The 13549-nt window shown below is 56.3% G+C and carries 7 protein-coding genes; 1 reads left to right on the forward strand and 6 read right to left on the reverse strand.

The genetic code is table 11. The features are described from left to right. Nucleotides 1–223 precede the first annotated feature (223 nt). The 6 genes from ABD971_RS08980 to ABD971_RS09005 all read right to left on the reverse strand — a co-directional run bounded on the left by ABD971_RS08980 (nucleotide 224) and on the right by ABD971_RS09005 (nucleotide 11346). Nucleotides 224–5332, reverse strand: a complete 5109-nt coding sequence (locus tag ABD971_RS08980) for an MG2 domain-containing protein (RefSeq protein WP_345321303.1) — start codon at nucleotides 5330–5332, stop codon at nucleotides 224–226. Then, on the reverse strand, nucleotides 5329–5871 hold the full coding sequence (locus tag ABD971_RS08985) for an RNA polymerase sigma factor (RefSeq protein WP_339946187.1): 543 nt from the start codon (nucleotides 5869–5871) through the stop codon (nucleotides 5329–5331). Before ABD971_RS08985 ends, ABD971_RS08980 begins: the two co-directional genes overlap by 4 nt. 353 nt (nucleotides 5872–6224) lie before the next feature. Further along, nucleotides 6225–7148 carry a 16S rRNA (cytosine(1402)-N(4))-methyltransferase RsmH gene (rsmH, locus tag ABD971_RS08990; RefSeq protein ID WP_345321306.1) on the reverse strand — a complete coding sequence of 308 codons (924 nt, stop codon included), beginning with the start codon at nucleotides 7146–7148 and terminating at the stop codon, nucleotides 6225–6227. A 241-nt stretch (nucleotides 7149–7389) separates the two neighbouring features. After that, nucleotides 7390–8319, reverse strand: a complete 930-nt coding sequence (locus ABD971_RS08995) for a sugar phosphate isomerase/epimerase family protein (RefSeq protein ID WP_345321308.1) — start codon at nucleotides 8317–8319, stop codon at nucleotides 7390–7392. 223 nt (nucleotides 8320–8542) lie between these two features. Continuing rightward, nucleotides 8543–9856: a beta-ketoacyl-[acyl-carrier-protein] synthase family protein gene (locus ABD971_RS09000; RefSeq protein ID WP_345321310.1), complete on the reverse strand. Its 1314-nt coding sequence runs from the start codon at nucleotides 9854–9856 to the stop codon at nucleotides 8543–8545. Nucleotides 9857–10137: 281 nt separating this feature from the next. Further along, the gene (locus tag ABD971_RS09005) at nucleotides 10138–11346 is read right to left on the reverse strand and encodes a hypothetical protein (RefSeq protein ID WP_345321312.1); all 1209 of its coding nucleotides are present in this window, start codon (nucleotides 11344–11346) and stop codon (nucleotides 10138–10140) included. A 490-nt stretch (nucleotides 11347–11836) separates the two neighbouring features. On the opposite strand from ABD971_RS09005, the gene ABD971_RS09010 reads away from it, so the two are divergent. Then, entirely contained in the window at nucleotides 11837–13447 is a 1611-nt protein-coding gene (locus tag ABD971_RS09010; protein WP_425571275.1) for a Na/Pi cotransporter family protein, read from the forward strand. The last annotated feature ends 102 nt before the right edge of the window (nucleotides 13448–13549 follow it).

Here is a 13549-nt window from a genome sequence, read left to right on the forward strand (position 1 = left end):
CCGGTTCCTACCGGCCGACGCCGCCGAGCCGGTAAGGACATGCGGTGCGAACCGGCCCTACTCGAATCATGATCACGCGGAGCGAAGTGTTGTCTGTGTAGTGGACGAGGCGACGAGTCCGTCGTGCGGCCAAGTCCCGTCGTGTCACCAAAATTGCTGGGACTCGTTGCCTCGTCCACTACGGTCCAAGGTGGCAGTGGACCTACGTTCATTCCAGTAAAACTCAGCGGATTTCGATCACCATCGGTTCGGTCCACTGTTTTTGCTCGGCGGTGTAGTACAGGTACGCTCGCGACGCCGGTCCGGTGTATTTGCCTGGGATCGCAGCGGTCACACCAAACTCGATTTCCTTGACCGCATCAGGCTCGATGGTCCGCCAGTAGAAGATTACCTCGCGTCCGTTGAGTTCGTAGTAGTCAAACCGCCCTGCCTTTTTCAGCTCGTCCAACCGCTCGATTTGCGGTTCCAAACCGCCAGGCAGCCCGACGATCGCGACCGTCATCGGTTGCCCTTCGTTGGTCGTGTTGACCAAAGACGCTTTGACCGTCAACGAATCGCCTGCCGCGACGTTGCCATCCTTGTCAGACTGACCCGCCAATTTCGTGGTCACTTTCACGGGACACGCATCGTCGGATTCCGGCGTGGTCGCATTGTAAGAAACGTCCACGGTGTACGACAGATTTTTCACCCCGTCGGCTTGCAACGTCAGTTCGACCGAATCGGATTCGCTGAGCTTCGCTGCGATCGATTGACCGAGTCCGGCTATCTCGACCGCCGAGCCGCTGCGGATGTCCTGCGGAATCTGAGTTTGGCCAATCACCTTGCCATCGAGCAACACGCTCAACACCGCACCGGCGGCGCTGACGTCTTGTTGATTGGAATGCGTGATTAACGCCTTCAGTGCCAACACAGTCGCTTGCGTTGACCCGAACCCGCCATTACCCGTTCGGTTGGCACGAATCCATTTCGCAGCCCCATCGGCGTTGGATTCGTATTTCGCTGCCTTGCTCCATGCCAACAATGCCAAGGCGGTCGTTTCCATCTTTTTCGACAATCCGCCACTGGACACAACCGTCGTTGCTCCTTCCAAATGACCGTCTTCCTGTTGCAACTGTGTCAATCGATCAAGCAGTTTACGCCCTTCCTTAGTCCGGTTGACGTTCATCAGCGTCGCAGCGGACAGCGAGATCAAATACGGATCATTCGACGACTCGGCCACCCGAGCAAGTTGGTCAAGCTCGGCTTTCAACTCGTTCGCCGTTCGTCGCGACTGTCCCGCCGCAACATCAGCCTCCGAAAGAGCCCACAACACATACGCGTTGACGATTTGCTGCTCGACGGACCAGACATGCAAGTGGCGTGGATTCCGTTTAAAACCACCTTTGCCGTCGCGACGGCTCATCAACCAGACTCGCGTTCGCGTGATCATTTCTTCGCTGACAACCATCACCTTGGTCATGTCGTTGAACTGCATCAATCCGAATGCGGACAACGCCTCGTGCCCTGGATCGTTACCGAACCATTCGTAACCCCGTTTTTCGCACTCAAAGCTTGTCAGTTTCCCGTAGCCTCGTTCAAGCATACCCATCGCTCGCTGCGCGAATTCGGGATTGGCGGATTCTGATTTCTGCAGATACAACAGCGCCATCGTGTTGGGATAGTTCGTTGCTGAGGTTTGCTCGAAACAACCATGGGGTTCTCGCAAAATACTGTCGATTCCGGACATCACGTCCGCGACCGGCGACGGATAAGCTCGCACGGCAACCGCCAGCGAACCGTCGACAAAATCAGCGGGGATCGACAGCGGCACCGCTGCTTGATCACTCAACCGGCCTGCGATCGAGACGTTCACCGGATATCCCGCCGGTGCGATGTGCAGTTTCCGCCGGATGGAATCTTGCAGCGATTCAGTGCTGCCGCGAATTTCGACCATCGCGTCCTGTTCGGCCGAACCTGCCAACACGTTGATCGACATCAATTCGCGACGTCGCTCGCCGGCAGCCAACGACAAAGTGCGGCTCGTTTCGCCAAGCGGCTGGAGTGCCGAATCGGTTTCGATCGACATCCCCACATTCATCTCTGCCTTGGTCGCATTGATCACTGCAACCGGCAAATCGATGCGGTCTCCGGTGGTCACTTCCAGCGGCATCTTGGGTTCCATTTGGAACGGCAACCGTGATGTCACGGCACCCGCAAACGATCCAATCCGGCCGCTGGTGGCGTGCGCATCGACGCTGACTCGAAACGTGGTCACCGAATCAGACAAGTCAAATCGGATCGACGCACGTCCTTCGGAATCGGTGATCAGAAGCGGTTGCCAGTACAGCGTTTCGGCAAAGTCTTCGCGGATTTCAGGATCGCCCACGACATGGCGATGAGCGTACTGGCGAACAGGAAAACGAAGTTCGTCCAACAACTGAGACGCCAGCGAATCGGCATCCAATCCGCGAGCCGCCAACAATCGCTTCAAGTCGTCTGCGGTCAACGATTCGGTTTCGAACATCGCACGACTTTGGTCGAATTCGTGACGATATTTCCCACCAAACCCACCTCCGCCCATCGACATCGCTTGGTTGTCCATTGCATTGTTGTTGAGATTGTCGCGTCTCGATTGAACGAAGCCGCTCTGTACCGCCGGTGCGACCGCTGGCATATCCATTCCCATCCTTTCCATCTCCATGCCGTCCATCGCAAAGTCATCCATAAACATCCCTTCGGCCGCGTTCTTTCCTTCGTTCGGCGCCGACGTTTTTGCGGGGGCCTCTTCGACGGTTGCTGCATCCGCCGAAACCGATGCACGTTCGCTATATTCTGGCACACCACACCCATAGATGAACAAGGTTGCCGTGGCCAGCAACAACAGACTGGCGAAGCGAGCACTCGAAGCACGTCGCATTCGCACCGCAATCGAGATCATCCAAAGCAGCACAATCATCGCCATCAGAATCCTCATTTGAAACAGCACTAATCGCCACGCTGCCGACACCGCCTCGCGGTACCGCGTCCACTGTTGAGCTTGATGTCCGTTGGTTTGAAAGCTCGCCTGAGTCGCCGACAACCGGTCGCCGTCAAGTTCCAGCAGTCGCACTAACTGTTCGCGGTAATCAACGTTGGGTTGGTCCGACGATCCGCTGACAAAGCGTCGCCACCCCTGCGTCCCCAGTAACAAGTCAACCGATTCGGCCGCCTCGTCACTGTCACTCAAGTAGAAATTTGCATGCTCGAGGTCCTCGGGCTTTTGAATCTCGCTGGTCAACAAGAAATGAGTACGTAAATTCGGCCGTTCGGTATCATCCAAACGCAGTGCCGCATCATCGACCACAGCAACGCCCAGCACCGCCGGTGTCGGTTCGCCCGTTTCGTCACGCACTTGCAGAGTCAACCGCGTCGATTCGCCAGGCGATCGATCGAGCCCTTCGGCGGATTCGACGATCTCGACTTGCAATTGGTGCTGCTGACGACAAAACACAAGTCGTTCCACTAACGGCAAGGCTGGCGTTTTGTTGGTATCCAGCACGGTTACTCGCACGACCCCGCTGGTCCGTTTGCCCACCGGAATCGACATCGAGTTGGTTCCAGGTGTCAGGGTCACGGTTTGTTCGTTGACTAATTGGCCTCGGCATACCGCTCGCACCAACACGCTCCGCTGCACCGTGCTGCGAACTTGCATCGTGATCGGTTCGCCCGCGTCAAAGACGCCGACACCCGTATCGATCACAGGCAACTCCTTCACCACCGCAGGCAACCTGACCAAATTGTGGACGTCGATGGGCGAACTGACTCGCAACGAATAACGCTCACCACGCTTGGGCACAAATTCAAATCGGCCCATTCCATCGCGAGTGGTTTCCAGCGTCGCCGCTTGGTGGCCGTCGCGAGTTTGCACTTCGCCCTTGATGTCGATCGGTTCGCCGAGTGAATTACGAGCGACGAAGTAGACGCGGTTTCGTAGCCCATCGACCAAATAGCCGCCCTCGGGATAAAACTCGACGTCCACTCGTCCCAATTGAATCGGGATCGTCTTGACTTTGGTCTCTTGCGTTCCGCCGTCATCGATCACGACCGCCAATTGCCCAGCACCTTTGCGAATATCGGTCGGCAATTTGAACGAGATCGAATAGGTGCCCGAGTCCGTCGTCTCTGCGACTTCCTCGAAAATCACCTCGTCGTCGACTTTGGCAACGATCGCTACGGAAGTGTTGGCCAACATGCCTCCCTCGGCTCGCTCGGCCTTGAAATCGGCTTCCACGGTATCGCCCGGTCCGTAGCTGCGTTGGCTAAATTCCAGTTCTTTCTTGAATCGCGGCACTCGGTACGCACGCACTTGGAACTCGCGACGTTCTTCGGGAAAGAACCCATCCAAACTTTTCGCGACCAACGTGTACGATCCTCCCGGCGCGGATTGCGGGATCGTGAATGCCCCGTTTCCGACCGCTCGCTCGGTCAATCCTTCGCTAAACATTCCCGCCACCGCAGCACCACTGGGGTCGATCAATTCGTAGCGGATCGGCACGTCCACTTTAGGACGAAACGAAGTGCGCTGGAGCGTCAAGGATCGAAAGTAAACGGTTTCGCCGGGGCGATAAACGGGACGATCGACGGTCAAGTAAGTCAGGCAGCGTGTTGGTTCCAGCGGCACCATGACACTCGATTCGGAGCGTATGCCGTTCGCCGAGGTGGCTTCGACGCGGAGTTGTGCTTCGCTGGGGATCACCAAGTCATCGGGCAAAACAATTTTGCCGACGCCAAGATGGTCTGTTTCGGCGACCCCGGAAAACAACGTCACGTTGCGTGCCAGAACCGAGAACGACAACATCGCCGGAGTGACTTGAAATCCGCTGACGCTCGATACAGATCCGTCGAGTTTGGTTGTCTTGACCAGGAACTCGTTGGACGCGTTTGCACGGTCGAGCACTTTGGCTTCGATACGTACTGCTGCGATTGGTTTCACAGGCAGTTCAGAAAATTGCCACCAACCGACAACGAAAAACGCCAGCAGTGCGGCGAGTCCCGCGAGCAGCGTCGGCGCTACCCAGACCGATGATTTCGAAACCTGAGCCGACGGCGCTAGCCGCGGGCCCTGCAATTCGTCGTCAACGAGGACCGCGGCTAGCGCCGTTGGTTCAGGTTGGATCGGCAATTTTGCCGCGTCGGCAATGTCGCTCGCCAACTTCAGCGTGTTGGCCCACTCGGCGGCAACGTCGGCATCGGACACGATCGCGGTACGAAGCGCGGTCGCTTCGGATTCGTCCAGCAGATCGTAGTGCAGCTCCAACAACGCCTGTCGCAATTCGTCTTTGTCTTGGTATTGATTATTTTGATTCGTATTCATGATTGGCCTCCCACTGATTCACGCAGCTGGCGGATGGCGATTCGCATTCGCGTTTTGACGGTTCCGATCGGCAATGACATCGCTTCGGCAATCTGCTCGTAAGTCATGTCACCGTTTTGGCGAAGAAGAAAGACCTCGCGTTCTTCTTCGCGAAGCCGGAGGACTTGGGCCTGCAGCACCGAGAGCTGTTCGTCTCTCAGCAGTGCGGCGTCGGGTGAGTCGGCGGTCGAGACCATTTCGGTTTCCTCCAAGATTGGTTGCCGCCGCCGATTCCATGCAGCTTTGCGACAATCGCGGCCGGTGTTCAGTGCAATCCGAAACACCCAAGCCCTCAAATTCGAGACCTGATCCATCTGTTGTCGATGCCGCCAACACTTCAGGAACGTTTCCTGCAGCGCATCGCGAGCGTCTTCACGATTTCCGACCAAATAGAACAGCGTCCCGATCAATTCTCCGTGCGCATCGGCAAACTGGGCCTCCAATCGCGATCGGAGCCGTGGGTCGAGCGTGTCATCAGAACTTGCGGGCGTTGATTCCATGGGTCTAAAGATAAGACGAGCTAGCCCATGGCAGGGATTTCAAAAAGAAAAAAAAGTTATCCCGTAGCGGAAGTCGTCAAGACTTTCGGACCACGCCTGCTTTTTAGGACGTTCGGAGCAATAAATGGCGGGCGGTAGTGGACGAGGCTACGAGTCCTGCAGCTCCACTGAGCCAAAAAGGACTCGTTGCCTCGTCCACTACGGAAGACGCCGCCAGTTATTCTTGTGACGGTCCTTAGTAGCGAAAGTCGTCAAGACTTTCGAGAAATTCACAATCCACACCGAAAGTCTTGGCGACTTTCGCTACGGGATTTGAAGGGGCTTGATGACAGGCTGGAAGCCTATCCCATATTTTAGCGGCGGCGGGCGACTCGCAGTTTGGCACTGCGGCTGCGGGCGTTATGCGCCACCTCAGATTCGGTAGGTCGCAGCGGCTTTTTCGTCAACACTTCCCAGCGATCGTCGTCCCGGAACGCGTTTTTGACGATCCGGTCTTCGAGCGAATGGAAACTGATGATCACCATTCGGCCGCCCGGCGACATCCAATCCGGAGCGTCACGAAGCGTTCGCTCCAGAATCCCGAGCTCGTCATTCACGGCGATTCGCAGTGCCTGGAAGGTCCGCGTTGCTGGGTGAATGTCGTGATTGCGGCTGCGAGGCACACAGCGGCGACAGATTTCGACCAATTCATTGACCGTGCTGATCGGTTGCCGCTCGCGTTGTTTCGCCACGATCGCTCGAGCAATTCGGCGACTGAAACGCTCTTCGCCGTATTGGTAGATGGCGTCGGCGATCTGTTTTTCGTCGTGCTGAGCCAACCAGCGACTCGCGGGTACTCCGTTTTCCGGATCGAATCGCAGATCCAGCGGCCCGTCGACGGTGTAGCTGAAACCACGGTTGCGATCGGCCAATTGGTCACTCGACAACCCGAGATCCAACACCATCGCGTCGGCGCTCGTCAGATCAAATTGGTCGAGCGCCTTAGCGGCCTGCTCGTAGCTGGCCAAGAAAACGGTCAGCCGAGGGTCGTGCGTTTCGCTCTCCACGCGTGCACTGACCGCAGGATCACGGTCCAAACCGATCACGCGAGTGTCGGCGTCCTCGATCGCTTCGAGCAACAACCGCGAGTGACCGCCGCCACCGTACGTTCCATCGATCACCACCTTGGGCGGCGTTTGGGCCACCTCAGGATTGGCGACCCAATACACCACCTCGTCCGGCATCACCGAGACGTGGCACGTATCGATATCGCTCGGCTCAGCTTCTTCGTTGGACAACGTCTCTTCCTAGCGTTCGGTTATAGGTGCATGATCTAGCCGAACGATTCTACAGGATCGCGAGAACTATCCAACGGTATTGACGCCGGCCTAGCCGTAGCGGAGTTCGTCAACGGCTTGTTTATTTAGTGAGCCGCGACGCGTAAGCGGCCGGGGCCCACGCACTACCCGGTGCCTTACGACCCACGGCTCACTAAATCAAACCTTAACGGCTGAATTACCGGTTGCTTGCTCAATCGGCTCAGCCGACGGACTCGTTGCACTGCAGTGCCTTGTCCAAATTGCGGCTCACTTCCTTCAAGCGATCCAAATCGCCACCACCAACTTCGGCAGCCAACCATCCGGTGAACTTGATATCGCGCAGAGCTTTCTTCACGCTTGGCCAATCGATATCGCCTTCGGTAATCTTGGTGAACTTGCCCGTCTCACGCGAGAAACCTTTGATATCGAGTTTCTTGATTCGCTTGTCGAGCGTGCGAATCCAAGCCGCAGGATCGCCAAATTTCCAGTGGTTGCCGATGTCAAATTGAGCGCCAACCCACGGCGAATCGAACTCGTCAATGAACGCGGCAAAGGCGTCGGCCGTTTGGTCCGTCCCGCCATTGGGATCGTAGAACATTTCGTTCCACACGTTTTCCATCAAAATCGAAACGCCCAACTTCTCGGCGTCCGGAAGCGCTTGACTAATATTATCGACCGCTCGCTTGTAGCACTCGTCCGCGGTTCCATCCGAACCACGCCCTGGCACCAACAGCATTGTGTCGGCACCCACAGCGGCGGTTTGCTCGAGTCCCTTGCGAAGACTCGCCAGCGCTTTGGCTCGCGTCTCGGGGCTGGCGTCGGTGTGACGCACACCCCAGTGATCGGCACCGACCGTACCGTCGATGATCAATCCCGTTTCTTTCGCCGCCGCGTTGGCTTCGTCGACATCGAAACCAGGTGCGTTCAGTTCGACGCCTTCAAAACCCGCTTCTTTTGCCGCGGCGAATTTTTCGGTCAGCGAGCCGTCGACACGGATCATGCCAATTTTGAGCGTTTTGCGGAGCCATGGTTTATCGGCGGCAGCATCCGCAGCTGCGGCGGTCGATGGACGCATCATTGCCAAACCAGCGACCGAGGCCGCACCGAGTTGCAAGACTTGACGACGTTGAAACAGCGTTTGTTTTTTCATGGTGGGAATTCACTCGCAGAGCAAAGGTGGGATTCGGGGTGAAGGTCGCCGCCCATTCTAAACGCGTTTCGCCATCGAGCGGCGCGCGAACCGCAGGAAATTTGTCAGCGGTAGCGAAAGTCGCAGAGACTTTCGGCGATGCGAGTGGGGGGGACGTGGGCTGATGACAGGCTGGAAGCCTATCCTACATTGAGGGGGCGAAAGTCTTGACGACTTCCGCTACTTATGCAACGAATCGGCGGATGCGGACGGCGGACGCTTGGCCTTGCGGGGTCACGTTCACGCTGATGAACTCGTCGCCCGCCGGAACACCCGCATCCAAACATGCGTTGATCGGGCACGCTGGATCGAGGTTCTCGCAATTCAAAATCGGGAACAACTCGCCGCCGAGTGCATCGAGACTGGCGACAATCTCGACCATCGATCCGCCAGCACCGAGATTTCCAAAGTGACCCTTGGCCGTGGTAACGGGGGGCTGGTCCGCCGGAGGTCCAAAGACGTCCGCGATCGCTTCGGCTTCGTAACGATCCCCTTCGACCGTCCCCAAACCATGAGCGTGAATGTGGCCGATCGATTTCGGATCGGCCTTGCCCAATGCCCCTTTCAATACGTTTCGCACCGCTTGGCGAATGAAATCTTCGCCAGCACCCGATCCGACCGCACTGCTGCTGAACCCGACGACTTCGCCGAGAATCGTAGCACCCCGTGCTTGGGCGTGTTCGAGCGATTCGCACATGATCGCGGCGGCGCCTTCGCCCACCACGCTGCCGTCACGCGAAACGTCAAACGGGCGACTCATTTTTGACGGATCTTCGGTGTCGGCGGCAAGTTTTTCTTGCAGCGAAGCGTGCAGCGTACGCAGCGGATGGACGCGAGAACCAGTCGCACCGACGATCAAGGCATCGGCGTGGCCTCGTTCGATCGTCGAGACAGCTTCGCCCAATGCCGCACCGCCACTCGCTTCACGAACGGTGATCGAATTGTTGGGGCCACGCAGATTGTTATAGATCGCAATGTGGCTGGCCGGCATGTTCGGCAAATACTTCAGCAACCATAATGGATTGACTTGCGGACGACCTTCGCCACCCCACTTATCAAAATCGAACGTGCCCTCGTCGTCCATGCATTTTAAAATGCCGGCCGAAAATTCTTCGGGCAACGACATGATGTAATCGCAACCATAGACCACACCGACTCGTTCGGGATCTCGTTTGTCTTCGCTTAATCCTGCGTCGTGCAGTGCCAATTGAGCCACCGCGACGCCCATCTCGATTTCGCGGCACATCACCTTGCTGCCTTTGCGGATCGTCCGCTGCAGCGGTTTATCCAGCGGACCATAGTTGGAAATGTCGCCGGTGAAATCGGTCGCTTCCGCACCATGATCGACGCCGAGCACGCCTTGTGGCACTTGCGTGAATGGCCCAATGCCGCTTTTGCCTGCTCGCAAAGCCGACAACATTGCCGAAGATTCAATTCCGAGCGGACTGACGACACCACGGCCTGTGATGACAACGCGACGAGAGGGAGTTCTATCCATGGAAGGTCTACGACCGAAACCGGTCGGTTCACTGAGAGAGTCGAGAAACGCGTAGTTGCGTCAAAAAACAGGGAGAGCGAGACGACATTCTAGCCAGATTCGGCGAATCGTTTCAGTAGGGGCAAAACAGAGCGTTTTGATTGCCGAGTGTGGGATAGGCTTCCAGCCTGTCGCGAAGTCCTGTCGAGGAGCCAATGACAGGCTGGAAGCCTTTTCCCATACAAATCACCCCGAAACTCTTGGCGAGTTTCGTTTCTTAAAAATAGGTCTTTTCGTCGGTCCTAGTACCGGCCACGATGGGGGGCGTCAAACGGGATCGCGGTAGCCGTTCGCGGGGCGATCGGGTTGGTCGTCAAATTTTCAGACGCACGGCCGCGGAATTCGACGAACATCAACGCGTCGGCGCGTCCCGACGTGTTCCCGGTCAAAATGTCGAGATTCATGATCGACGATCCACCCTGACGCTCGGGGCTGGCCACGACACCACACGACAGCAACAGGACCTTGTCCGATTCCCAGCGGAATCGTTCGTGCAATCGCCAGCTGACGACCTGAGGTACGTCGATTTTTGTGCGATGTACTTGTTGGTTGCGAAGCGGTAATTCGAGTTCCACCGAATTAAATTTGTCGACTTGGTCGATCTCGGCCTTGATCATCACGTCAATGATGCTGTTATTGGTCGTCAACAACGGACTGAGTGACAAACGATAGCCCTCCTGGACTTCGCCGGTTTCCGGTTCGTAGGGTGGCCATCCCTGCGGTGATTCGCGGACGTTTCGCACGTAGTTGCGGCCGCGAGTTCGCGACAATTTTTCGGTTTGGCCGTTGAAAATCGGCAAATCGACGCCCTGAACTTCGCGAGCATCGGTGCGTTGGCGAAGCATGTTCAGAACGACTGCCGCGTTTTCTTTGCTCAACAACCATGCTTGAACGCCTGGCGAATCAACCGGAACGTGCGTCATCAACATATGAGCACGAGCACGCCAATTGGGATTCCCCACCGTCATCAAACGCAGATGCAGCACTTGCGGCTGGATGTCCCCGGCAATGAACCTATCGACGATCCCCGCCACGACTTGATGGACCTCAGGGGTGTGATAGACCGACAATTCGTCCCGCGTTGCACTCATGAACCCAAACGGCTCGGTGAACCAGACGTCGGTGCCGGTTTCCCGCAAAATCCAGTCGATCACGGCCTGCTCGGGCCGGTCATGCTGCGTCAAATAGCGTGTATAGGCGGTCAAATCGTAAACTCGATGCTCCTGTCCTGCACTTCGCGGCAATTCGCCACCGCCGGTGACTTGGCCGTTGGGTTGCGGTCGCGCCGCAGCCGGTTGGCGACTGGCAGGGTTTTGCTGCAAACTCGGCGGTGTCGCGCCTGCGGGTAACCCCATCCCTTGCGGCGGTGGTGCCTGCGCGTGGGCCACATGCATGTGGCTGAAGGCAACAAGAGTGGCGCAAAACGCCCCAGCAATCAAAATTGGTCGCATCGATTCCATTCCTGGCCGATTTAGGAAACAAGTATTTGTTCCCTGGCTATACGACTTGAGTCGAATTGGTCGCAAGGTTGAAAAAAAGCCAAAATGGCCTGAATCACCTCGTTTTCACTTGGGGGGATACATGTTTGCCGGGGGCGTTTCCCCCAATTCCATCTACTTTGGCAATAGGCTGTGGCAATAGGCTGTGTCCCTACGTCGATATCGCGGACGTTTTGCGGCGATGGGCGACGAAAACCACCCGCTTAGCGTAAAGGTAGAGAGCAACGACCTTACTCCCCCCCCGGGCTAGCAAATCTTTTGTGAATTAAAAATGCTAGCGGTTGTTGTTTCTGTGATCCGGGGATTAGAATTCCCACAAAACTCGTCAACGCTTCGCGCTCCCTTAACACTTCGCGATTACCGGACCATTGTCTTGGAATTTTCAGCACTTACCGAATTAGTTTGTGGTCTCATTGGCGGACTCGGGATTTTTCTGCTGGGCATGAAAAACATGTCCGAGGGAATGCAAGCAGTTGCCGGCAGCAGTCTGCGAAAAATGATCGCGGCGGTAACAAACAACCGAATTTTCGCAACCATCGTCGGTGTCATCGTCACCTGTGTGGTCCAGTCCAGCTCGATCACAACTGTAATGGTGGTGGGGTTTGTCAACAGCGGCGTGATGGAGTTGTCTCAAGCGATTGGCGTGATCATGGGGGCCAATATCGGGACCACGATCACCGGTTGGATCCTGGTGTTGAAGATTGGCAAGTACGGTTTACCGGTTCTCGGTGGCGCCGCATTCGTTTACCTCTTCTCACGCGGCGAGCGGGCCCGGTACTGGGCGATGGCGATCATGGGGGTCGGCATGGTCTTTTTCGGCTTGGAATTGATGAAGGACGCTTGTTCAATCATCAAACAATTGCCTGATTTCGAAGCGTGGTTCAAATCGTTCGAGGCAGACTCTTACATCGGTGTTTTGAAGTGTGCGTTCATCGGCTGTGTCCTGACCACATTGGTTCAGTCGTCGTCGGCAACGCTTGGCATCACGATCTCGTTGGCCTCGCAAGGCATTATCACTTACGAAACCGCTGCGGCTCTCGTGCTTGGCGAGAATATCGGAACCACGATCACGGCGTTTTTAGCCTCGCTCGGAGCGACCACGAACGCGCGGCGAGCTGCCTATTTTCACGTCATTTTCAACATGTTTGGGGTGTTATGGATCACTGCGATTTTCCGCTACTACATCGTGCTGATCAAATGGCTGATGGTTGGCGACGTCGACACTGAACTGATTGTGGATGGTGAGACGACGTTTCCGAATCGAACGGCCGCGATCGCGGCGACGCACACGATATTTAACGTTGCGAATGTTCTGCTGTTCCTATTGTTCGTTCCGCAATTCGTCCGCTTATTGAATTGGATGGTTCCGTCAAAGGATTTCAAAGAGAAGCCTCGTTTGACCGATCTGGACATCCGGCTGCTGGAAACACCGTTGTTGGCAATCGAACAATCGCGTCGCGAGATCGAGCGGATGGCCGATGGCTGTTCCAAGATGCTCGATTGGTTGGCCGAATTGATCCAGCAGGAAAATCCTGACAAAACACTGGCCGATCGCTTGCGAAAACGCGAACAGGTACTCGATTCGATCCAAGACGAAATCGCGGTTTACGTCACCAATCTGCTCTCCAGCAATCTGCCGCACTCGGTCGCCGACGAAGCACGTCGTCAATTGCGAATGGCCGACGAATACGAATCGATTAGCGATTACATCGTCAACCTGGACAAATTTGACCGCAAGTTGCGACGCGATGGGCTGCGATTCTCCGCTGCACAAATCCAAGATTTGGTGCAATTAAATCAGATCGCTGCAGAGTATTTGCGTGAAGTCAACGAGGCCTTCCGCCAGGGTAACGACAACGTGATTTTGAAGACGGATGCGGCGAGTAAGCGGGTGCGAACGAAGATCAAAATGCTCCGAAAATCGCACTTGGAAGAACTCTCCGGCGGCGAAATTCCGCCACTGGTCAGCGTCGCGTACCTTGCGGCACTGAACGCGTTCGCCCGCGTCCGCGATCATTCACAAAACATCGCGGAATCGATCCCCAGCGAATAGAAACGGTAGCGGAAGTCGCGTAGAGTTTCGTCCCCTCAATGTGGGATAGGCTTCCAGCCCAGGGCTGTAAGGGTATGTTGCTAGGTTAATCCTAGCAGCTTC

It is taken from the genome of Novipirellula rosea, assembly GCF_039541335.1.
GTDB classification, from domain to species: Bacteria; Planctomycetota; Planctomycetia; order Pirellulales; family Pirellulaceae; genus Novipirellula; species Novipirellula rosea.